General features: G+C 46.1%; 23 protein-coding genes. 20 read left to right on the top strand and 3 right to left on the bottom strand.

Annotation, left to right across the window (positions count from 1 at the left end):
• Positions 1–99: 99 nt before the first annotated feature.
• From KNO96_RS03220 to KNO96_RS03200, 5 genes are all read left to right on the top strand, one after another.
• Positions 100–819, top strand: a complete 720-nt coding sequence (locus KNO96_RS03220) for a GntR family transcriptional regulator (RefSeq protein WP_026826198.1) — start codon at positions 100–102, stop codon at positions 817–819.
• A 133-nt stretch (positions 820–952) separates the two neighbouring features.
• A complete protein-coding gene (locus KNO96_RS03215) occupies positions 953–2041 on the top strand; it encodes a BMP family lipoprotein (RefSeq protein ID WP_214702863.1) in 1089 nt (362 codons plus the stop codon).
• Positions 2042–2104: 63 nt separating this feature from the next.
• On the top strand, positions 2105–3631 hold the full coding sequence (locus KNO96_RS03210) for an ABC transporter ATP-binding protein (RefSeq protein ID WP_026826196.1): 1527 nt from the start codon (positions 2105–2107) through the stop codon (positions 3629–3631).
• Positions 3628–4695 carry an ABC transporter permease gene (locus KNO96_RS03205; protein WP_026826195.1) on the top strand — a complete coding sequence of 356 codons (1068 nt, stop codon included), beginning with the start codon at positions 3628–3630 and terminating at the stop codon, positions 4693–4695. Before KNO96_RS03210 ends, KNO96_RS03205 begins: the two co-directional genes overlap by 4 nt.
• The gene (locus KNO96_RS03200; protein ID WP_026826194.1) at positions 4692–5651 is read left to right on the top strand and encodes an ABC transporter permease; all 960 of its coding nucleotides are present in this window, start codon (positions 4692–4694) and stop codon (positions 5649–5651) included. The genes KNO96_RS03205 and KNO96_RS03200 overlap by 4 nt, the downstream gene beginning before the upstream one ends.
• A 162-nt stretch (positions 5652–5813) precedes the next feature.
• Here the strand turns inward: KNO96_RS03200 and KNO96_RS03195 are convergent, their stop codons facing one another.
• Entirely contained in the window at positions 5814–6062 is a 249-nt protein-coding gene (locus tag KNO96_RS03195; protein WP_026826193.1) for a ferredoxin, read from the bottom strand.
• Between the two features lie 142 nt (positions 6063–6204).
• Here KNO96_RS03195 and KNO96_RS03190 point away from each other — a divergent pair, with 142 nt between their 5' ends.
• The 7 genes from KNO96_RS03190 (at position 6205) to KNO96_RS03160 (ending at position 12962) form a co-directional block, all read left to right on the top strand.
• The gene (locus KNO96_RS03190; RefSeq protein WP_214698250.1) at positions 6205–7227 is read left to right on the top strand and encodes a YpbB family protein; all 1023 of its coding nucleotides are present in this window, start codon (positions 6205–6207) and stop codon (positions 7225–7227) included.
• Complete coding sequence (locus KNO96_RS03185) at positions 7211–8638, top strand: RecQ family ATP-dependent DNA helicase (RefSeq protein WP_353047575.1); 1428 nt, start codon at positions 7211–7213, stop codon at positions 8636–8638. The genes KNO96_RS03190 and KNO96_RS03185 overlap by 17 nt, the downstream gene beginning before the upstream one ends.
• Before the next feature lie 41 nt (positions 8639–8679).
• Positions 8680–8880 carry a hypothetical protein gene (locus KNO96_RS03180; protein WP_026826190.1) on the top strand — a complete coding sequence of 67 codons (201 nt, stop codon included), beginning with the start codon at positions 8680–8682 and terminating at the stop codon, positions 8878–8880.
• A 136-nt stretch (positions 8881–9016) separates the two neighbouring features.
• Positions 9017–9886, top strand: coding sequence for a MerR family transcriptional regulator (locus tag KNO96_RS03175; RefSeq protein WP_026826189.1), 870 nt, complete (start codon positions 9017–9019; stop codon positions 9884–9886).
• A gap of 60 nt (positions 9887–9946) precedes the next feature.
• Positions 9947–10525: an adaptor protein MecA gene (locus KNO96_RS03170; RefSeq protein ID WP_026826188.1), complete on the top strand. Its 579-nt coding sequence runs from the start codon at positions 9947–9949 to the stop codon at positions 10523–10525.
• Between the two features lie 97 nt (positions 10526–10622).
• A complete protein-coding gene (locus tag KNO96_RS03165; protein WP_214702224.1) occupies positions 10623–11549 on the top strand; it encodes a D-alanine--D-alanine ligase in 927 nt (308 codons plus the stop codon).
• A gap of 144 nt (positions 11550–11693) precedes the next feature.
• Positions 11694–12962, top strand: a complete 1269-nt coding sequence (locus tag KNO96_RS03160; RefSeq protein ID WP_026826186.1) for a Glu/Leu/Phe/Val family dehydrogenase — start codon at positions 11694–11696, stop codon at positions 12960–12962.
• Between the two features lie 78 nt (positions 12963–13040).
• On the opposite strand, the gene KNO96_RS03155 is transcribed toward KNO96_RS03160, so the two are convergent.
• Entirely contained in the window at positions 13041–14021 is a 981-nt protein-coding gene (locus tag KNO96_RS03155) for a YpdA family putative bacillithiol disulfide reductase (RefSeq protein WP_026826185.1), read from the bottom strand.
• Between the two features lie 51 nt (positions 14022–14072).
• Positions 14073–15044, bottom strand: a complete 972-nt coding sequence (locus KNO96_RS03150; RefSeq protein WP_214702223.1) for an asparaginase — start codon at positions 15042–15044, stop codon at positions 14073–14075.
• A gap of 107 nt (positions 15045–15151) precedes the next feature.
• Between KNO96_RS03150 and prsW the strand changes: the two genes are divergently transcribed.
• The 8 genes from prsW (at position 15152) to KNO96_RS03110 (ending at position 21951) form a co-directional block, all read left to right on the top strand.
• Positions 15152–15808, top strand: coding sequence for a glutamic-type intramembrane protease PrsW (prsW, locus tag KNO96_RS03145; protein WP_026826183.1), 657 nt, complete (start codon positions 15152–15154; stop codon positions 15806–15808).
• A gap of 15 nt (positions 15809–15823) precedes the next feature.
• A complete protein-coding gene (locus tag KNO96_RS03140) occupies positions 15824–16489 on the top strand; it encodes a flagellar brake protein (RefSeq protein WP_214702221.1) in 666 nt (221 codons plus the stop codon).
• Positions 16490–16563: 74 nt separating this feature from the next.
• Entirely contained in the window at positions 16564–17238 is a 675-nt protein-coding gene (gene cmk / locus KNO96_RS03135; RefSeq protein ID WP_214702220.1) for a (d)CMP kinase, read from the top strand.
• Complete coding sequence (locus tag KNO96_RS03130) at positions 17235–17858, top strand: lysophospholipid acyltransferase family protein (protein WP_251125012.1); 624 nt, start codon at positions 17235–17237, stop codon at positions 17856–17858. Before cmk ends, KNO96_RS03130 begins: the two co-directional genes overlap by 4 nt.
• Positions 17859–18013: 155 nt before the next feature.
• The gene (gene rpsA, locus KNO96_RS03125; protein ID WP_214702218.1) at positions 18014–19162 is read left to right on the top strand and encodes a 30S ribosomal protein S1; all 1149 of its coding nucleotides are present in this window, start codon (positions 18014–18016) and stop codon (positions 19160–19162) included.
• A 137-nt stretch (positions 19163–19299) separates the two neighbouring features.
• The gene (gene der / locus KNO96_RS03120) at positions 19300–20610 is read left to right on the top strand and encodes a ribosome biogenesis GTPase Der (RefSeq protein WP_214698268.1); all 1311 of its coding nucleotides are present in this window, start codon (positions 19300–19302) and stop codon (positions 20608–20610) included.
• A 17-nt stretch (positions 20611–20627) separates the two neighbouring features.
• Positions 20628–21653, top strand: a complete 1026-nt coding sequence (locus KNO96_RS03115; protein WP_214702217.1) for an NAD(P)H-dependent glycerol-3-phosphate dehydrogenase — start codon at positions 20628–20630, stop codon at positions 21651–21653.
• A gap of 97 nt (positions 21654–21750) precedes the next feature.
• Positions 21751–21951, top strand: coding sequence for a DUF2768 domain-containing protein (locus KNO96_RS03110; RefSeq protein WP_026826176.1), 201 nt, complete (start codon positions 21751–21753; stop codon positions 21949–21951).
• Positions 21952–21956: the final 5 nt, after the last annotated feature.

Genomic DNA, 21956 nt, shown 5'->3' with positions numbered 1-21956 from the left:
TTGCGTTCTAATTCTCGAATCCCTATACTTAATATTGGCAAGGACATTCATACGTCAGATGTCTGAGCACTGGTAAGTAAATTAAAGGTGGTGAGGCCAATGTCGATTAAGCTCGATCATCGATTGCTCTATCTTCGAGTAATTGAAAAAATTAAGCAAGATATCGACGCTGGTGTCTATCGGGAAGGCGAAAAGTTACCTTCGGAATTCGAACTTTCGAAACAACTTGGAGTCAGTCGAGCAACACTTCGTGAGGCACTCCGAATTCTCGAAGATGAGAAATTCGTGGTGCGAAAGCATGGGGTAGGGACATTTATCAGTTCCAAGCCGCCGTTTACATCAGGAATTGAAGAGTTATTCAGTGTCACTGATATGATTACGCGTGCGAAGATGACACCAGGAACGAAAGTATTGGTGGCCGAGAAGGTGTTGGCAACAGAGAGAGAAGCCGATCGTCTCAAGATTGAGCCGAACTCACCGATTTATCGAATTGTTCGAATTCGATATGCGGATGACACACCGGTCGTATATTGTGTCGATAAAGTGCCGGCCCATCTCGTCTCAAATCCTGAAACATTGACTGAAGGGAAGTCATTGTTTGATGCTCTTGAAAAAGAGGTAGGACGTCGAGTCGCGTATGCGATTACGCATATTGAGCCGAGCGTCAGCTCTGACATATCGTCACAACTTCAGACGGACCAACCGTTACTCGCTTTAAAGCAATTGCATTACGATGAGAGTGATTTACCATTGCTCGATTCGGCCAACTTTTTCCGAGCAGATCGATTCGATTTCCATGTCGTACGTAAACGAGTGTAAAACGACCAATTTTTTTGACGGAAAGGGTTATTTTTGGGGAATAGCGTGAAAGCGCTTTCTTATACCGGTGTAAAGACTACTGATGACATGACAACAAAATTTGTTATGAACCGAAAGGGGAAACACGACGATGATGAACAAAAAGAAAACGATTCTCTCAGCTTTAGCAGCAGGACTCACACTCTCTACAGTACTCGCGGCTTGCGGTGGCGATGACAACGAAGGTGGCTCATCTACAAACGGTGAAGGCGGAGAAGGTAGCGACTTCAAAGTAGCGATGGTTACTGATACCGGCGGTGTAGATGACAAATCGTTCAACCAATCTGCATGGGAAGGGTTGAAAAAATTCGGTGAAGAAAACGACTTGACTGAAAACGAAGGATATAAATATCTTCAGTCAGCAAAACAAGCAGACTATCAGCCGAACTTACAGCAATTGGCACGTGATAACTTTAACTTGATCTATGGAATCGGCTTCTTGATGGCAGAAGATATTGGTAAAGTTGCAGAACAATTCCCTGACAACAACTTTGCAATCGTCGATATGGTTGTTGACGCTCCGAACGTTGCTTCAATCACTTTTAAAGAACAAGAAGGTTCGTTCCTCGTAGGTGTTGTTGCTGGTCTTACGACTACAACTGACAAAGTTGGATTTATCGGTGGGGTAGAGTCAGATTTGATCAAGAAGTTTGAAAATGGATTTAAAGCTGGTGTAATGGCTGTAAACCCTGATGCGACAATCGATGTGAAATATGCTGAAGACTTCAACTCAGCTGAAAAAGGAACAGCAATCGCTTCAGGTATGTACGGTTCTGGTTCTGACATCATTTATCATGCAGCTGGTGGTACGGGTGTAGGGGTATTCACAGAAGCGAAAAACCGTAAGAAGAACGGCGAAGATGTTTGGGTTATCGGGGTTGACCGTGACCAGTATGAAGAAGGACTTCCAGAAAACGTCACACTTACATCAATGGTTAAACGTGTAGATACAGCTACACTTAAAGTTTCGAAAATGGCAATGGACGGGGAGTTCCCAGCTGGTGAAATCGTTGAGTTCTCTCTTAAAGACGAAGGTGTAGGAATCGCGCCAACTTCTGAAGAAAACGTTGCTGCTGACGTTCTTACGAAAGTTGACGAGTATCGTCAACAAATCATCGACGGCGAGGTAGTTGCACCAGCAACTGACGCTGAGTTCGAAGAGTTCATGAAAACAGTAAAATAATTCATTTGAGTATAGGGGGGACCCATGTGGTCTCCCTTTACTTAAAGTTAGGGGTGAACTTCCTTGGAATATGTAATTGAAATGCTAAATATTCGCAAAGAGTTCGGTACGTTCGTTGCGAACGATAATATCACGCTCCAATTGCGTAAAGGAGAAATCCATGCGCTTCTAGGAGAAAACGGGGCCGGGAAGTCGACGCTCATGAACGTGTTATTTGGTCTATATCAGCCTGAAGGTGGAGAGATTCGCGTACACGGGAAGAAAGTTGATATTGAGAATCCGAACATCGCCAATGATCTTGGGATCGGGATGGTCCACCAACACTTTATGTTGGTTGAAAAGTTTACCGTCACGGAGAACATCATCCTTGGACTTGAGCCGAAGAGCGGTGTGACAATCGATCGCGCGTCAGCTCGTCAAAAGGTAATGGATATTTCAGAACAGTACGGACTTAAAATTGATCCAGATGCGAAGATTGAAGATATTTCGGTCGGTATGCAGCAACGAGTAGAAATCTTGAAAACGCTCTATCGTGGAGCGGATATTTTGATTTTCGACGAACCGACGGCAGTGTTGACGCCGCAAGAGATTCAAGAACTTATCCAAATTATGAAACGTTTGATTGCTGAAGGTAAGTCGATCATCTTGATTACGCACAAGCTGAAGGAAATCATGCAAGTGGCGGACCGTTGTACGGTCATTCGTCGTGGTCGCTACATTGGAACGGTTGAAGTGGATGAAACGGTTAATGAAGATAGTCTGGCTGAAATGATGGTCGGGCGTGAAGTCAACTTCGCTGCTGAGTATTCAAAAGCAGAACCGCAACAAGTTGTTCTCGATGTTCAAGGGCTCGTCGTTAAAGACAGCCGTGGATTGAAGGTTGTTGAAGGATTAGACTTACAAATTCGGGCTGGGGAAGTGCTCGGAATTGCTGGAATCGATGGTAACGGTCAAACCGAGTTAATTGAAGCGATTACGGGTCTTAAAAAACCGGAATCAGGAAAAGTTCAGCTCAATGGGAAAGATGTGACTGGTCAAACACCGCGTAAGATGACAGAATCCGGCATCGGACATATTCCGCAAGACCGTCATAAACACGGACTCGTCCTCGACTACTCGATTCGGGACAACATGGTTTTACAAACGTATTACAAAGAACCTTTCTCTAAGCGAGGGCTAATGAATTACAAAGCTGTTGCAGAGAAGGCGAAGGCGTTAATTGAGAAGTTTGACGTCCGAACTCCATCTATCGATGTGCCGGCGCGTGCGCTCTCGGGAGGGAACCAGCAGAAGGCAATCATCGCCCGGGAAGTCGACCGTTCACCAGATTTACTCATCGCTGCACAACCGACACGTGGTCTTGACGTCGGTGCGATTGAATTTATTCATGAACAGCTCATTAAAGAGCGTGAAAAAGGACGCGCCGTCTTGCTCATCTCATTCGAACTTGATGAAATTTTACACGTATCCGACCGTATTGCTGTTCTTTACGAAGGGAAAATCGTGGGGATTCGTGATCCGAAAGAGACGACTGAACAAGAACTTGGCTTCTTGATGGCCGGCGGTCAGAGAGGGGACGAAACAGAATGAAAAAATTAAGTTTAAACCAGCTCCTCATTCCATTCCTATCGATTATTTTAGGTCTTCTCGTCGGTGCCATCGTCATGTTGATCGGTGGTTACGACCCGGTTCAAGGGTTCATCTCATTATTCGAAGGAATGTTTGGTAGTCCGTATGCCATCGGTGAAACGCTGCGAGCGGCTGCACCGCTCATCTTCTCGGGTCTTGCCGTTGCGTTCGCCTTCCGTACAGGGCTTTTCAATATCGGAGTAGAAGGTCAAGTATTGATTGGGTGGGTCGCGGCCGTATATGTAGGAATCAACTTCGATGGTTTGCCGATGTTTATCCACTTGCCGCTCGCGCTTCTCGCAGCAATGATCGCAGCAGCAATTTGGGCTTTCGTACCAGGATTCTTGAAAGCGAAGTTTTACGTCCATGAAGTCATCACGTCCATTATGATGAACTATATCGCACTTTATACGACAAATGCGATTTTGCGTAATGTCATCGGTGTGACGAACGAGCGGACAGAATCAATCAATGAGTCTGCATCTCTCGCATCACCTTGGCTACAAGAGTTGACGACATATTCTCGACTTCACTGGGGTGTTCTCGTCGCTGTCCTTGCAGCAATTGTGTACTACTATATTCTTCAGCGTACGACGCTTGGTTATGAGTTACGTGCAGTTGGGTTCAACAAAAATGCATCTCAATATGCAGGAATGAGCGTAAACAGAAATATCGTCCTGTCGTTCGTCATTTCAGGTATGTTCGCTGGACTTGCTGGAGCTATGGAAGGTCTTGGAACATTCGGAAGTATGACTTTATCGGCATCGTTCACAGGTGTCGGATTTGATGGGATTGCCGTGGCCCTTTTAGGAGCTAATACAGCGATCGGTGTCGTTCTAGCCGCGATTCTCTTTGCAGGATTGAATATTGGTGGTTTGGCGATGCAACTTGGTGCGAACGTACCGTCAGAACTCGTCAAAGTCATCATTGCAGCAATCGTCATCTTTGTGGCATCTGGTTACGCCATCAACTATGTCGTAGAAAAACTAAAAGGAAATCGTAAGAAAGGAGTGGAGAAAAAATGAGCTTCTTAGAAGTCCTCTATATCGTCGTACCGGTTGCACTTGCCTATGCGACTCCACTCATTATCGCAGCACTCGGTGGGATTTTCAGCGAACGCTCTGGTGTCGTCAACATTGCTCTCGAAGGAATTATGATCATCGGTGCCGCGACTGGGATTATCACAACGCTTACTTTAACTGATTTAGGTGCTGGCGTCTTCAGTCCATGGATTGCCTTGCTTGTAGCAATGGTAGTCGGTGCATTATTCTCTCTCTTTTTGGCCGTACCTGCGATTCTGTGGCGCGCGGACCAAACTGTTCTTGGGGTAGCAATCAATATGCTCGCGATCGGTCTTGCCATCTTTGTTGTACGTGTGCTCTACAATAAAGGACAAACTGACTTTATCGAATATCGGATTGCGAAAGAGAACGTACCGTTTTTATCAGATATTCCTGTACTCAAAATGTTCTTCATTAACGTTCAATATACATCATTCGTGGCGATTGCCTTGGCGTTTGTCGTATGGTTCGTCATCTTTAAGACGCCGTTTGGACTTCGCCTTCGCTCAGTCGGTGAGCATCCGATGGCAGCTGATACGATGGGGATCAACGTAACGAAAATGCGCTTCATGGGTGTCATGCTCTCTGGTGCGTTTGGTGGTCTTGCCGGTGCAGTATATGCTGTAACCGTTACGACGAACTTCAGTGGAACGACAATTGTTGGTCAAGGCTTCTTGGCGATTGCCGCAATGATCTTCGGGAAGTGGAATCCACTCGGTGCGCTAGGCGCCGGACTGTTCTTTGGATTTGCGCAGGCGCTCTCGATTATCGGAAGTAATTTGCCGATTATCAATAATGTGCCACAACTTCTCCTGTTGATTGCGCCATATGCGCTCACGATTCTTGCACTCGCTGGTCTTGTCGGGCGTGCGGATGCACCGAAGTCGGTCGGTATCCCATATATTAAAGGGAAACGCTGATTAGAAATAGGACATATGTCCACTATGATAAGGTTGTTTGGTACTTAAGCCAAACAACCTTTTTTGTTATACTTGGCTAGAGCTGTCATGATTATAAGAGAGTGAATCGAAAAGACATGAAAAAAGACATATCAGTCAAATGACCGATACGTCCTTCGTAAATTATTCGAATTTTAGAGCATCGCCGTCGAATGATTCGTCCGCCACTTTGATTGAATCAGTTGGACAACCTTCGAATGCATCCATCATGTCTTCGTGTAATTCATCAGGGATTTCAACAGTACCTGTGTTGTCATCCATCAAGTTGAACGCGAGACCTTCATCATCATAATCGTAAATATCTGGTGCCGCTGCGCCGCAAGCTCCGCATGCGATACATGTATCTTTATCGACGATAGTAAATTTTGCCATGATAATAACCCTCCAAACGGTTTGTTTCTCTTAGAAATCATTCTACTGACTATGAGTAATTGTAGTCTACATACCCAATTATTTCAATGAGGAAACGAGTGTCTTTTTGGTACGATAATGTTTTTTTTAAGGAAGTGACGATTTGGTTCATTTAGCGGATGGGATTTTACTGCTGGCCATTAAACGATTAAATGGAGAACGGAGTGAACGTAGTCTATTTCATGTTCTGAACGGGAAACGTTCGGCCACAACGTTACAAGATGCGTTCTTCTATGAGTTAGAGTCTATTTTTGGACAGTTTCCGCAAGCGACATACTCATATGAGTCCATGTTGAAAGGATTTGAAAAACGGGGGTGGTTGGACCGAAAACAATTCAAATTGACGAAAGCAGGCGAAATGATCTCATCACCTGAGGCTGTTGAGCGTTTATTCAATCGGTTAGGTGGAGAACGACGCGACTATAATGCGACGACGTGGAAAAGGTTGAGTTTATTCGTGCAGACCTTCATGTCTAAAGAGCATGCGCGAACATTTTATCCGGTTCAAGCTGACCGTCCTGCAGAGCAATGGGTAAAACAGTTATTGCAACTCGATCGTGATTGGAAAGCGCTCATGCGGACGTTCCATCTAGAGATTGAAAAAGCGCTTGATCACGTTGGGGATCCGTATGCGACTGCGGTCGTCTACCGGTTTACTGGAGCGTTCGAAACAGGATTGACGTATGAACAAATTGCTAGTTTGCTTGATGTCGATGCCGAAACGGCCCGCCTCTATTTTTTGGCAGGATGGAACGAGTTGCTGAAAGTGTTACCGGAAGATGCGAAAATCCGAGGGTTCACGTATGGGTTATCGACAGACCGGATGACGTATTCTGCGCATGAATCGTATGACCTCTTTCTGAAGGGATACACATTCGATCAAGTTCAGGCAAGGCGTCGATTGCGGACGAGTACGATTGAAGACCATGTGGTGGAGATGGCGATGTATTTAGCTGTCTTCCCGCTCGAACAATTTGTGCCGATGCAGGACATTGTCGCCATCGAAAAATTACGAGATCCGGTCAGTTGGGCTTTGAAGCCTGTCTTTGAAGAAATGGGTAACGTCAGCTATTTTCAAATACGTCTTGTGTTCGCAAGGCTGAAACGAGGTGAGACATTTGTATGAATCGACATTGAAACGAGTCTTTGGATATGATTCGTTCCGACCTGGTCAACACGACATCATTCAAGCAGTGGTGGAAGGACAGGATGTCTTGGCCGTCATGCCGACCGGTGCGGGAAAATCGTTGACGTTTCAACTCCCCTCCTACATAAAGAATGGAGGTTTGACGATCATCGTCTCGCCGCTACTCTCTCTGATTGAGGATCAAATGCTTCATATCCGGGAACGTGGTGAGCGTGGCGTAGCCCGATTGACATCTATGGAGTCGATGGAAGAAAAGCAGGACATCATCAATCATTTGAAGCGTTATCGTTTTTTATATCTCTCACCCGAACAATTGGCTGTTCCTTATGTCACGCGTGCGTTGGCGTATGTGAAAATTCAAATGCTTGTAATTGATGAAGCGCATTGTATCTCCCAATGGGGCCATGAATTTAGACCAGAATATGCCCGGTTAGGCGAGTTGCGAAAGCAAATCGGCAGCCCGCAATGTATGGCGGTCACGGCGACGGCTCCTGAGAGCGTAAAGCAGGATATCGTTGAGAAGTTAGCACTCTTCTCACCCGAACAATTCGTTCATTCAGCCAATCGACCCGAGATTCGATTAATGGTCGAGCGACTGGAGAAAGAGAAGAAACTCGAGAGACTGAAGGAATTAGTTCGAGAGATTCCGAAACCGATCGTCGTTTACACGGCAACACGTCGGGAGGCAGAGGCGCTGGCGTTTGAGCTAGAAGACGCATTGTTTTATCACGGTGGAATGTCTACAGAAGACCGACGACTCGTGCAATCTCAATTCTTACGGAACGAGGTGTCGGTCATGGTCTGTACAAGCGCTTTCGGAATGGGGGTCAATAAAGATAACGTTCGTTCGGTCATCCACTTCCAATTACCTGCGACGGTCGAAGCGTATATGCAGGAAATCGGCCGGGCCGGACGCGATGGACAGCCTGCGTTTGCTGTGCTCCTATATGCAGATGGGGACGAGCGAATCCAGCAGTTTTTGATTGACGGTCAATATCCAAAAGACGAGGATGTTCGTTTGGCGTATTTTGAGCGTGAGAACGGCACATCTCTAGCGCAGTTACCGCGTTTACTAAAAATGAATGAAGAAGATTCAAAATTCTTGTTGTTAAAGCAGTTGTTGTCCGAACGTTCTCTTCAAGAAGCACTGGATTGGGTAAAAGAAAGAAGGCGCGACCGATACCGTCAGCTTGGACAGATGATGGATTATGCACTCATTCGCACGTGTCGGCGCGATTATTTACTACGCTACTTTTCGGAACCAACGATTGAACAAAACGAATGTTGCGATATATGTGGCCCCATCGTGTTCCCAGACACACCTAAAATCGTTCGGGAAAATGTGACAGAATGGAAAATACGGTTGACGCAAATCTTTTCCTTTGAATAATATCATAGTAAAATGATAAAAAAGGTAAAGGAGGGCATATGTTGCGACATCGGAATCAAGCGGATTCTTTACGCGAGCAGTTGGCGGACACATTGCCGTCTCGATCTGAGAGACAAGAGCACGAACGAAAGAGAAAGTTAAATGATAACTGGATGAAGCGCCCGTTGGCGATGACATTAACTTTCGCCATGTTAGCGATTATTCTCATTTTCATATATATCGGGCGACATGCCATATTTTGAAGTAGGGTGCGAGCAAGGTTCGCACCCTTTTTTAATTGACGAATTATAAAAACACACGATTGCACAATAAAAGGGGTAAACCTTTTAGAATGAGGATATACTAAAATCATAGAACGAGTATGAGAGGAGGGCGGAGATGCCGAAATACTCTATAAAAACGGTCGCGACGTTAACGGGCGTTAATCCTACGACGATTCGCGCTTGGGAGCGTCGCTATCAATTTATTGTACCGAGCAGAACGGAATCTGGTCACCGCCTATATTCAGATCAAGATGTGGAAAAAATTAAATGGGTGGTCGATAAGCAAAAAGAAGGCCTGAGTGTCTCGCAAGCGATTCAACAGCTACATCAAGCGCCGGAAATAGAGCCAGAGCCATCATCTACCAAGTTATATGACGAAGAATTGAAGGATGGACTGCTTCATGCGTTGCTCTCTTTTGATGAGCGGTCAGCGCACGACTTAATCAATCGCGCATTTAATACATTTAGTTTTGAAAAAGTGACAAAGGACATCATTGGACCGCTCCTGATGGATATAGGTTCACGTTGGGAAGAAGGATCGATTACCATCGCCCATGAGCATTTTGCGACGGCATTTTTACGAGCAAGGCTCTCCACTTTGTCTCTTCAAATGCCGATGAATCCATTCCTTCCACGCATTACATGTGTATGTGCGCCCGGTGAAATGCATGAGATTGGTTTGTTGTTCGTTACACTTTACTTACGTCAACATGGATACGATGTCGTCTTTTTGGGAGCAGGGTTCCCGAAAGAAGACTTGAGTAAGGCATTGCATGATATTGATACGACTTGCCTCATTTTTGCATGCACACTGACAGAACATATCCCCGACCTATTAGATGCCATCGATTATATTCAAGAAGAGCATTCTGATTTGAAAATCGGGGCAGGTGGATATGCGGTCAGTCTCGAGCGGGATCGATTCAATGGAGCATTTCTTGGGGACTCACCGGAAGAATGGACCAAATGGTTATCAACTATTTGACACGGGATTAAAACGGGAGTAGCTTATTAGTAGGATTGATTATTCACTGGAGGTTTTCGATTGAGATTTGAAAAACAAACAAAAGAACATCTTCGTGTATATGTGACTGCAAATGAACTCTCGTTACGTGGAATCGCCATCGATACGATTGTAGGAGAAAATGGTCAACAGCTGTGGAAAGAGTTGCTTGAAACAGCAGAGAGTGAGTATGGCTTTTCTCCACAAGGCGCGGTTGATTTAAACGTGACGATGTTTCCTCGTGATGGACTCGTCATCGATGTTCAAAAAGGTGAAGCGATTGCCGAGCTTGATATCGAGCAGGTCGAGATTCGACTGACGATTGACGTGATTCACCACTTGATTTATCAGTTCGAGGACCTTGAAGATGTAATCAACGCTTCGATTCGTCTCTTTCCACATATACATGAAACCGAACAGGGTGGGGCGCTTTATCACTATGAAGGTCGTTATTATCTCCACTTTGTGGAGGTGCTTCCTGCACAAGTGGAAGAAAGGCTTGCTGCCATCTTGTCCGAGTATGGAAAAACGACTACGGTAAGTCCATACGTCATGATGGAGTACGGAAACACAATTCAAACGAAACAAGCCGTGAAAGAGCTGTACGATGCGTTCGCATGAGTACGGCTTTTTTTACTTTTCTGTTCCTATTGTTTTTAAGGTGTCCGTGTTATGATTAGACTTGAATTTTTAGTAGTTAGTTGAAGGAGAGATTGGAATGAAAGTCGCTGTTTTATATGGTGGAGTGTCAGGAGAACGAGAGGTTTCCCTCACAAGCGGACGAGGGATGATTGAAGCACTGAAGGAACGTGGTCACGAGGTCACGGCCATCGACTTTCATCCGGAACGAGCGAACGAGTTGTTGACATTAGATGTCGATGTTGTCGTCAGTGCGTTGCACGGAAAGTATGGAGAGGATGGTCGAGTCCAGTCTTTACTAGAGATGGCGGGTATCCCGTACACAGGATCAGGTGTGTTGGCGTCGGCCCTCGCGATGGACAAGGCGAGAGCGAAGATTATTTTTGCTGCATCTGGCATTCGTGTTGCACGGGATGTTTTGATTGAATCACCAAAGTCTATTGATGCGAAAGTAAGGGAGTGGGGAAATGAGTTCCCATGTGTTGTCAAACCTGCCCAAGAAGGGTCTTCTAACGGATTGACGATCGCGTTTGATGAGGGGATGTTGCGCACTGGGATTGAAAAGGCGTTCGCATGTGATTCAGCGGTTCTCGTAGAACAGTATATCAAAGGAAAAGAATTGACTGTGCCGGTGATCGGGAGCTTTGGGCAAGAAGAAGCGTTACCCGTAATCGAAATCATTCCAAAAAATGAGTTTTATGATTATGAATCGAAGTATACAGAAGGTGGTTCGATTCATGTTTGTCCGGCTGAAATTCCAGTAGAACTAACGGAAGAAGTTCAGCAGGCTGCTAAACTCGCACACCGCGCGCTAGGTTGTTCAGGGTACTCGCGTTCAGATTTTTTGGTCTCTGACATAGGAGAAGCCTATATTTTAGAAACGAACACATTACCTGGTATGACACCGCTTAGCCTGTTCCCGGATAGCGCAAGAACAGTTGGTATCTCTTATGGGGAACTCTTAGATCGTTTCATCGATTTAGCATTAAAACGTGAAACGAAGTAAGGGAACGATTATTCTAGCCTTAAAGAAAACGCTTTCATTATTTTTGTAAAACCCTTTCAAATTGAACGCGTATCGGCTATACTTTTAAACGAATACGAGGTTAATTCTTGGGGGAGAATTGACAATTTAGGGGAGGAAACCTTCATGATAACGGATCAAGAAAAAGGTCATCAAAAACGAAAAAACATCTTGGAATCGACACAAGAGGTGATTCACGAAGCTTTAGATAAACTCGGCTATCCAGATGAGATGTACGAGTTGTTGAAAGAACCGCTTCGCATGCTGACCGTTCGGATCCCAGTTCGCATGGACGATGGCTCGACGAAAATATTTACAGGATATCGTGCCCAACATAACGATGCGGTCGGACCTACAAAAGGAGGCATTCGGTTCCATCCGAGCGTAACTGAAGTAGAGGTCAAAGCATTGTCTGTTTGGATGAGCTTGAAAGCAGGAATTGTCGACTTGCCGTACGGTGGAGGAAAAGGCGGAATTGTCTGCGACCCACGTGAAATGAGCTTCCGTGAGATTGAGCGTTTAAGTCGCGGTTACGTTCGCGCAATCAGCCAATTTGTTGGACCGACGAAAGATATCCCAGCACCAGACGTGTTTACGAACTCACAAATCATGGCTTGGATGATGGATGAGTATAGCCGAATCGATGAGTTCAACTCACCTGGATTTATCACTGGTAAACCACTCGTCCTTGGTGGTTCGCATGGACGTGAGACAGCAACTGCGAAGGGTGTGGCCATCATGATTCGGGAAGCGGCACTCCGTCGTGGCATCGAACTCAAAGGAGCACGCGTCGTCGTTCAAGGGTTTGGGAACGCTGGTAGCTTCCTCTCGAAGTTCATGTACGATGCTGGAGCGAAAGTAATCGCGGTCAGCGACGCTTACGGTGCCATCCATGACGAGAACGGTCTCGATATCCCATATTTGTTAGATCGTCGCGATTCATTCGGTACAATCACGACATTGTTCAAAAATACAATCTCGAATCAAGACATGTTGGAACTTGATTGTGACATTCTCGTACCGGCAGCAATCGAGAACCAAATCACAGAAGAGAATGCGGACGCCATCAAAGCTTCAATCGTTGTCGAAGCAGCGAATGGTCCAACGACAAACGAAGCGACGAAAATTTTGACAGAGCGTGGGATTCTTCTTGTGCCGGATGTCTTGGCATCAAGTGGTGGTGTCACGGTTTCTTACTTCGAATGGGTACAAAACAATCAAGGTTATTATTGGACGGAAGAAGAAGTTGAAGAAAAACTTGAAAAAGTGCTCGTCCATTCGTTTAATACAGTCTACAATACATCTTCAGCCCGTAAAGTCGATATGCGTCTGGCTGCCTATATGGTCGGTGTACGGAAGATGGCGGAAGCGTCACGTTTTCGCGGTTGGGTCTAATCAAAAAAAGTTCGGTCAACTCAAGTTGACCGAACTTTTTTATCTATACTTTGCGGTTTATCGACGTAGGCGCGGGAGTTAAACTTGGATTCGATTCGCAATTGTAGCTGCGATCGCCTTGCCGTGGAATCGACCATTTTCGATAAAAATCTTGTTCGCATCGTTCCCAGCTGCCACAACACCAGCGATGAACAAGTGTTCGACGTTCGTTTCAAACGTCTCTTCGTCGTATGTCGGGACCCCACTCTCTTCATCGATGATAATCCCTGAGCTTTCGAATAAATGATGGTCTGGTTGATAACCGGTCATTGCGAGAACGTAATCCGCATCAACATGTTTTTCTTCGCCAGATTGATGATAATAGACACCGTCCTCAGTGATTCGATCAATCGTCGCGCCAAATTCCATTCGGACTTTCTCATGACGGACGAGCGAATCAAAGTTTGGGAGGACCCATGGCTTGACGGAAGGACTATACGAGTCGCCTCGATAGAGTACTGTGACATATGCCCCGGCTTTTTCGAGCTCAATCGCAGCATCGACAGCGGAGTTCTTCCCGCCGATAATCGTAACGTGTTGACGGTAATAGGGATGTGCCTCGTTGAAATAATGATGGACGTGTGGCAACGATTCACCTGGTACATCGAGCATACGTGGACGTCCGTAATACCCTGTGGCTAAAATCACATAGTCCGCTTCACGAACTGTGACGCCGCGTCGGTCATGTCTTGAAGTCACGACGAAGCGGTCATTGGTTTTTTCGACAGATTCAACCGTTTCAAACGGGTGAACGTTTAGTCCGGTGCGCGTGACGACTTCCCGATAATAGACGAGTGCGTCTTGTCTTCGTGGTTTTAAGTCTTTACATATAAACGGGATGTCTCCGATTTCTAACAGGGTTGCAGATGAGAAGAACGTCTGATGTGTCGGATATCGATAGATTGCATCGACGATATTTCCCCGTTCTATCACACTACAAGAAACCCCGATCTTCTCTAACTCGATGGCCGCCGAAAGACCGCATGGTCCAGCGCCGACAATAATCGCTTGTTTATTCACTGAAAATCACCTCTTTGCTCATTGTAGGGAAGGAGACGCTTGTGCGCAAGGTTATTGTTGGAAACTGAAACTGTGTTCCATGACTGACTGTGAGGAACCGGACTCGAGTTCCACGAGCAGCCGGAGTCGGGCTTTTTGTGAATTTAATCCGTTTGAGAATATGAGGCCCATTTCTTTCAATTGTTTGCCGCCACCATCATATCCATATACATCTTGCACGATGCCATTGAAGCAACGACTAACAATCACGACTGGAATTTCCTCGACCAAATGTTCGAGTGCTGACAGAAGAGACGGTGGGACGTTCCCTTGGCCTAACACTTCGAGGACGAGTCCGTCGTATCCGAGAGTGATCACAGATTCGAGTAAATCAGGTTCCATCCCGGCAACAACTTTCAAGACCGCGACGCGTTTTGTGATGGATGGAATCATTTTCGGCTGTCTAGTCATCGGTTGACTATAGATGAGTACGTGGTCCTTTGTGACCATACCCACATTTCCGAAGTGGACGGATTTGAACGTATCGACCGAAGAAGTGTGGGTTTTTGTGACGTTGAAAGCCGAGTGGATTTCGCCGTTAAATACGACGAGTACCCCTTTTCCACGGGAGGCTTCACTTTTTGCGACACGAAGGGCAGTAATTAAATTGAATTCTCCATCCGAACCGACTTCATTCGAGGAACGCATCGCACCCGTCAAGACGATTGGGACTGGTGCGCCGAGCGTGATCTGCAGAAAGTAAGCAGTCTCTTCAAGCGTATCGGTACCGTGTGTGACCACAACCCCATCATACGTATCTTGCGTCAATTCTCGTTGAATAAAATGCGCCAACTCAAGCATTTTTTCTGGTGTCATGTGTGGTGACGGGATATTCGAAAAATGTTTCGTTGTAATATGAGCGATATCTGTCGCTTTCGGAAGTGTGGCATCAATCGGATTGACGTCGCTTGGTTCTACGTGACCAGTGCCAGATTGAGACATGGCGATCGTACCGCCGGTGTGGATGAGTAATAAATGATTCATAGATGTCCTCCTAATTATTTTTATGAAGATTTCCATTTTCTAGGCGTTCTATACTTTTTCTTTCAAGCAATTCAGTGTATGCTAAAGAAAGAAAGGGGAGATGTATGATGATCGCAATCGCTTTGTCTGCGGTTGCACCTGGGCTCGCCCTTCTATCCTACTTCTATCTTCGCCATGAACTAGAAGCAGAACCGCTCGGATATGTGATTCGTTCTTTCGTGGCCGGGGCCGTTCTCGTGTTTCCGATCATGTTTATCCAATATGCGTTCGTTGAAGAAGGAGTGCTTACTGGACCGTTTTGGCAGGCGTATATCACTACTGCCTTACTTGAAGAGTTTTTTAAATGGTTTATGATTTATTATACAATATATATACATAAAGTCTTTGATGATTACTACGACGGGATTCTCTATGCGGTCGCCTGCTCATTAGGCTTTGCGACATTGGAGAATTTTTTATACTTATGGGTGTATGATTCATTAGAAATCGCGATTTGGCGAGCCGTTCTGCCGGTAAGTGGACATGCTTTGTTCGCAGTCGTGATGGGTTATTGTTTAGGACGGGCAAAGCACTCGACACGTGAACGTCTGTGGCTATTCATGGCGGTCCTTTCCGCAACAGTCATTCACGGAACGTTCGATTTGATTTTGATTCTTGAACCGAACCACAAACTGCCTGCCGTGCTCTATATCGTCATTTTATGGATGGTGGCACTTTTGCTCGTACGAGCTGCCAATCTGTCCAATCGTCGTCAATTTAAATAAAGGGGAAGAATAAGTATGTTAAAAGAAGGTCAAGAGTTGAGAATTGAAGTGGAAGGGCGCGCTGAGGGGAAAACGAAGATTGCCGCCATTACTGATCAAGTCGTATGGATTGAATCACCGAGCGACATGACGACGTTAAAAACGTTTTTTTTACATGAAGAGGAACAGCTGCGAGTCTATTTCTTTCAAGGAGAAAATCAATTGTATGCATTCGATACAAAAGTCGTGAAACGAATCAGCGATGCACAGATGACACTTCGCTACGCTTTCCATCTTCCCGACGAGAAAAAAATCAAACGGATCCAGCGTCGTGAATACTTACGAGTCCCTGAAATGATTGACGTGAAAGTGCTCGCGGTCGACGGAGATAGTTTTGAATCGTTCGAAACGACATCCCTCGATGTCTCTGCCGGCGGAATGAAGATTATTGCGAATCGCGCTCCTATAGAAGTTGATGAGTCCCTCATCGTCGTCTTTCGAATTGAAGACGAACATGGTACACCTCAGCTCTTCCGTGTAAAGAGCCGCCTTGTGCGGATACATAAGCAAGAAGTGAAGCAGGAACTTTCCTTAGCCTTTGAAGATTTGACATCACGTGACCAGGAAACGATTTTACGATACTGTTTCCGCATTCAGCTTGAAGCACGAAAACGGACAGGGTCTGTATTTTCTTCACGATAAAAAACTGTTATGATGTTCTCGGGATTATTGACCGAGAGGAGGAGGGTATCGGGATCACTCGATACCCGTTTTGTATGAAAAAATCATTACAAATTGCTTTAGACGGACCGGCGGGTGCCGGAAAAAGTACAATCGCCAAGTCATTGGCGAAACAATTGGGATATGTCTATATCGATACAGGTGCCATCTATCGGGCAGTCACGTTTCGTGCGCTGAGCGAAGGGATTGCGCTCGAAGATGGACCTGCACTTGCTCGGATGATTGAGAAGATGACGCTTCGACTCGTTCCTTCTGAAGAAGGACAGCGTGTATTCGATGGAGAGGAGGAAGTGACGAACGTCATTCGCTCGAGTGAAGTGACGAATAACGTAAGTTTTGTCGCACGCCAACCGGAAGTGCGAGATGCCTTGATGGATTTACAACGCGATTTGGCGAAACATGGTGGGGTCGTTATGGACGGTCGCGATATCGGGACGCATGTTCTCCCGAATGCCGATTTGAAAGTTTTCATGACGGCATCGGTCGAAGAGCGAGCTCGTCGCCGTCACGAAGAAAACCTGTCAAAAGGGATTGCGAGTGATTACGAACTATTGAAACAAGAAATAGCGCTTCGTGATAAACGGGATTCAGAACGTGAAGTCGCTCCTCTCCGCCAAGCTGACGATGCACACTTCCTTGACACGACGACGTTGACGATTGATGGCGTTGTTCAAGCAATCGAACGATTAATTGAAGAGGTGAAAGCATGAGTAAACCATTAAACAATGGACCGTTCGGTATGTATCGGCTGGCAACAGCCGTCGTGAACGTCATTCAACGGGCATTATTCCGAGTCGAATTTATCGGACGAGAGAATGTCCCTATGGACGGGTCGATTCTCGTCTGCTCGAATCACCAATCGAATTGGGATCCCGTGCTTCTCGCGTGCGCCATTCCAAAGCAGCGTCCGCTCCGATTTTTTGCCAAGAAGGAACTTTTTAGTGTTCCGGTATTGAAGCATATTTTGAAGCGGGCAGGTCAGATTCCGGTGTCACGTGGGGAAGGTGACCGTCAAGCGCTTCGTGTCGTGCTTCAAAAGTTGAAAGAGGATGAAGTCATCTCTATCTTTCCGGAAGGAACGCGATCAAAAGACGGTACGCTCGGGAAGGCACAAGCGGGTGTCGGATTCTTTGCGATGCGTTCGGAGGCGCACATCTTACCGATTGCCATCATTGGCAAATACAAGTTTCGTGCGAAACTCCGCGTCATCATCGGAAAGCCGATTGACTTGTCAGAACTGAAAGCACGTAAGGCAAGTGCGCAAGAAGCGTCCGATTTGATCATGAATACGATTGCTGACCTCTATTTAAAGCATTCACTCACGAAGTGAGGGAAGGATTACGGAATTGAGGTTTAAACTTCTTTCAATAGAGGTACAATCTTCATAACGCCTTGACAAATTCTCGGAATTATAAGAGATTTATACTAGGTGTAAGCGCCTTATGGCGCTCCTTTTTGTACTCATCGTGAGGGGGTAGTGTTGGAATGGTCGAAGAAATGAAAGATATGCCTGATTTTGAAATTAATCGTGGTCAGATTGTGACCGGGACAGTCGTCAAAATCGAGGATAAGCAAGCGCTGATCGATATCGGTTATAAAACCGAAGCGATTTTGCCAATTAGCGAAGTATCAAGCATGCATCTAGACGATTTAAACGAATCACTCCAAGTGAACGACGAGATTCGTGTCAAAGTAAAAAAAGTCACGGACGAAGAAGTGGTCGTTTCGAAAAAGGACGTCGATGCCGAAACAGCTTGGGATCGAATCGTCGAAAAATTCGAATCGGGTGAAGTGTTTGAAGTGATGGTAAAAGATAAGGTCAAAGGTGGCCTTGTTGTCGATATCGGAATTCGTGGGTTTATCCCTGCATCCCTTGTCGAAAGTCACTTCGTTGAAGACTTCTCGTCATACTTGAACAACCCAATTACCGTAAAAGTCGTCGAGATTGACCGCGAAAAAAATCGCGTCATCTTGTCACATAAAGCAGTTGTCGAAGCAGAAATGAGCGCGAAGAAATCGGAAACGCTCGAATCGCTTGAAGTTGGTCAAGTAATCGAAGGAACGGTTCAACGATTGACAGATTTCGGTGCGTTCGTCGATATCGGTGGCGTGGACGGTCTCGTTCACATCTCGGAAATGGCTCATAGCCGTGTCGAGAAGCCGAGCGATGTCGTAACAGAAGGCGATCGTGTCAAAGTGAAAGTTCTCGGACTCGATTTAGATAATGAAAAAGTGAAACTTTCGATTAAAGAAACGCAACCAGGCCCGTGGGAAACCATCGAAGGGAAAATCCAACCAGGGGACGTGATTGAAGGAACGGTCAAACGTCTCGTAACGTTCGGTGCGTTCGTCGAAGTCGCGCCGCAAGTGGAAGGACTCCTTCATATCTCACAAATTGCGAATCGTCACATCGCAACGCCATCTGAAGTATTGTCAGAAGGCCAGGAAGTGAAAGTGAAAGTGTTGGACGTTCATCTTGACGATAAGAAAATCTCATTGTCGATGCGTGCACTCGAATCATCTGAACCGACTCGTCAAGATGATGACCAAGCGTTGCTCGATGAATATAGCGACCAAGGAGGATTCTCTGTTTCTGAATTGACAGGGGATGACTCTTCGGACGACTCAAAATAAAATGATCGTTCAAGCGGGAGTCATACTCCCGCTTCTTTTTGTATGGTCACTTAATTTTGCCTGTGATATGATAGGTAAGTTGCGTTTCGAAATGATGAAATGATGAAATTTTGATAGAAAGTTAGTGAGGTGTTGTTATGGGAATTCCAGCAGTGGCCATCGTTGGCCGACCGAATATCGGGAAATCCACAATTTTTAACCGCATCATCGGAGATCGTGTCTCGATCGTTGATGATAAGCCAGGCGTTACACGTGACCGTATTTACGGTACAGGAGAGTGGCTAAATCGTAAGTTCCATTTAATCGATACAGGTGGTATCGAAATAGGGGATGAGCCGTTGCTCGTTCAAATGCGTCATCAAGCAGAACTTGCAATCGATGAAGCAGATGTTATCATCTTTATGGTGAATGGTCGTGAAGGAATCACAGCAGCCGATGAAGAAGTGGCGAACTTGTTGTTCCGCTCGAACAAACCGATCGTTCTTGCCGTGAACAAAGTGGACAACTTTGAAATGCGAGATCTTATGTATGAGTTCTATTCACTTGGATTTGGGGACCCGTTCCCGATTTCTGGGACACACGGTCTCGGTCTTGGAGATTTACTCGACCAAGTATTTGAACTCGCTCCAGAAAAAGACGACTATGAATATAACGACGATGTCATTCAGTTTTCGTTGATTGGTCGTCCGAACGTCGGGAAGTCTAGTTTGACAAACTCGATTCTTGGTGAAGATCGTGTCATCGTCTCAAATATTGCCGGTACGACACGCGACGCAATCGACACGCCATTCACACGTGATGGACAAGAGTATGTCATCATCGATACGGCGGGTATGCGTAAACGCGGGAAAGTATACGAATCGACAGAGCGTTACAGTGTTATGCGTGCGCAGAAAGCAATTGAGCGCTCGAACGTTGTCCTCGTCGTCCTCGACGGTGAAGAAGGCATCATTGAACAGGACAAACGCGTTGCAGGTCTCGCGCATGAAGCTGGGAAAGCGATTGTCATCGTCGTCAACAAATGGGATGCCGTCGAAAAAGATGACAAGACGATGAAGAAGATGGAAGAAAAGATTCGTCAAGAATTCTTGTTCCTTGATTATGCACCGATCGTCTTCTTATCAGCGCTCACGTCGAAACGCTTACAGACATTGTTGCCTGTCATCAAACAAGTGGCAGAAACACATCGTCGTCGTATCTCGACGAGCGTGTTGAACGATGTCATCGTCGACGCGGTCGCGATGAACCCGACACCGACGGATAAAGGACAGCGATTGAAGATTAACTATGCGACTCAAGTTGCTATCGAACCACCGACATTCGTCTTGTTCGTCAACGACCCTGAATTGTTACATTTCTCTTATAAACGTTATTTAGATAATCAAATTCGTAAAGCATTTGACTTCACCGGGACACCGATTCATATCGTGGCTCGTCAGAAAAACTAATAACGGGGGTGCCACTTATGGCAAACGTAGCTGTCATAGGAGCGGGAAGCTGGGGAACGGCCATCTCGCTCGTTTTAGCAGATAATGGACACGATGTCCTGCTCTATGGACGTGAACAGGAACATGTCGATGAAATCAACTCGTCGCACACCAACTCGTTTTATTTGAAAGATGCGCCATTACCGGAATCGATTCGTGCGACGACGGATATGAAAGAAGCTCTCGACAATCGTAGCATCGTCTTTCTTGTTGTCCCGAGTTCGGCAATTCGTCCGGTCTCAAAAGAGTTGAACTCACTGTTGACGAAGCCTGTCACAATTGTCCATGCCGCGAAGGGGATTGAACCGAAGACGCATAAGCGTCTCTCGGAAATCATCGCAGAAGAAATCGAACCATCGAAACGCCGGGCAATCGGCGTATTGACAGGTCCGACACATGCGGAGGAGGTCGCGGTTCGAAAACCGACGACCATCACGATCGCCTGTGAGGACCTCGATGTCGCGGACGAAGTGCAGGAGTTGCTCACAAACGATCAGTTCCGTGTGTACTTGAACTCAGACGTCGTTGGTGCTGAATATGGCGGAGCGCTCAAAAACATCATCGCCCTTGCTGCCGGAATGACAGACGGACTTGGCTATGGGGATAATGCGAAAGCAGCCCTCATGACCCGTGGGATTGTTGAAATTGCAAGGCTTGGCGTGAAACTCGGTGCGAACCCTGCTTCTTTCTCGGGCCTCACTGGAATCGGAGACTTGATTGTGACAGCAACGTCACAACATAGCCGAAACTGGCGAGCGGGAAATGCGATTGGACGCGGTGAGAAGCTTGAAGACGTTCTAGGCAATATGGGAATGGTCGTCGAAGGTGTTCGGGCTTGTGAGGCGGCTCACTTTCTTGCGAAAGATGCAGGTGTCGAGATGCCGATCACGGAAGCACTTTATAATGTGTTGTTCGAAGGCAAGAGCCCTCATGATGAAGTGAAAAAACTAATGAGACGACCACAAAAGCACGAGATGGAACAAGTCTTTCATTTCGAAGAATAAGAATGGTTTGAAGAGGGGCTGACGTTTTCGTTCAGTTCCTCGCTTTTTTTTGCTAAACTTGAAGTCTGGAGAACATAGAGAAAGTAGGGGGATAGACGTGACACCGTCACTCATCAAAATGTGGATTTCATTTGCAGGGATCGGTGCTTTTGCCGTTGCTGCATTAATGGTCGCCATCAGTCATACGAAACTGACCGGTTGGTTTGCGACTCTTGTAAGAATAATCGCGTTCATCATTTTCTTGTTTGGGACTGTTATTATGATTTTTGTCGTCGTCTCAGGACCGACGGGAGGATAAACGTT

The sequence above is a fragment of the Exiguobacterium sp. s89 genome, assembly GCF_018617735.1.
Classification (GTDB): Bacteria; Bacillota; Bacilli; order Exiguobacteriales; family Exiguobacteriaceae; genus Exiguobacterium; species Exiguobacterium marinum.
The sequence above is the reverse complement of the archived record's forward strand: the minus strand, read 5'-3'. Positions and strand labels throughout refer to the sequence as shown.

Bases quoted from the DNA above. Each gene is read 5' to 3' on its own strand.
- KNO96_RS03130 (WP_251125012.1), top strand. From the start codon at position 17,235: ATGAGTAAACCATTAAACAATGGACCGTTCGGTATGTATCGGCTGGCA.
- cmk (WP_214702220.1), top strand. From the start codon at position 16,564: ATGAAAAAATCATTACAAATTGCTTTAGACGGACCGGCGGGTGCCGGA.
- KNO96_RS03200 (WP_026826194.1), top strand. From the start codon at position 4,692: ATGAGCTTCTTAGAAGTCCTCTATATCGTCGTACCGGTTGCACTTGCC.
- rpsA (WP_214702218.1), top strand. From the start codon at position 18,014: ATGGTCGAAGAAATGAAAGATATGCCTGATTTTGAAATTAATCGTGGT.
- KNO96_RS03150 (WP_214702223.1), bottom strand. From the start codon at position 15,044: ATGAATCATTTATTACTCATCCACACCGGCGGTACGATCGCCATGTCT.
- prsW (WP_026826183.1), top strand. From the start codon at position 15,152: ATGATCGCAATCGCTTTGTCTGCGGTTGCACCTGGGCTCGCCCTTCTA.
- KNO96_RS03175 (WP_026826189.1), top strand. From the start codon at position 9,017: ATGCCGAAATACTCTATAAAAACGGTCGCGACGTTAACGGGCGTTAAT.
- KNO96_RS03160 (WP_026826186.1), top strand. From the start codon at position 11,694: ATGATAACGGATCAAGAAAAAGGTCATCAAAAACGAAAAAACATCTTG.
- KNO96_RS03115 (WP_214702217.1), top strand. From the start codon at position 20,628: ATGGCAAACGTAGCTGTCATAGGAGCGGGAAGCTGGGGAACGGCCATC.
- KNO96_RS03205 (WP_026826195.1), top strand. From the start codon at position 3,628: ATGAAAAAATTAAGTTTAAACCAGCTCCTCATTCCATTCCTATCGATT.
- KNO96_RS03215 (WP_214702863.1), top strand. From the start codon at position 953: ATGAACAAAAAGAAAACGATTCTCTCAGCTTTAGCAGCAGGACTCACA.
- der (WP_214698268.1), top strand. From the start codon at position 19,300: ATGGGAATTCCAGCAGTGGCCATCGTTGGCCGACCGAATATCGGGAAA.
- KNO96_RS03140 (WP_214702221.1), top strand. From the start codon at position 15,824: ATGTTAAAAGAAGGTCAAGAGTTGAGAATTGAAGTGGAAGGGCGCGCT.
- KNO96_RS03165 (WP_214702224.1), top strand. From the start codon at position 10,623: ATGAAAGTCGCTGTTTTATATGGTGGAGTGTCAGGAGAACGAGAGGTT.
- KNO96_RS03195 (WP_026826193.1), bottom strand. From the start codon at position 6,062: ATGGCAAAATTTACTATCGTCGATAAAGATACATGTATCGCATGCGGA.
- KNO96_RS03220 (WP_026826198.1), top strand. From the start codon at position 100: ATGTCGATTAAGCTCGATCATCGATTGCTCTATCTTCGAGTAATTGAA.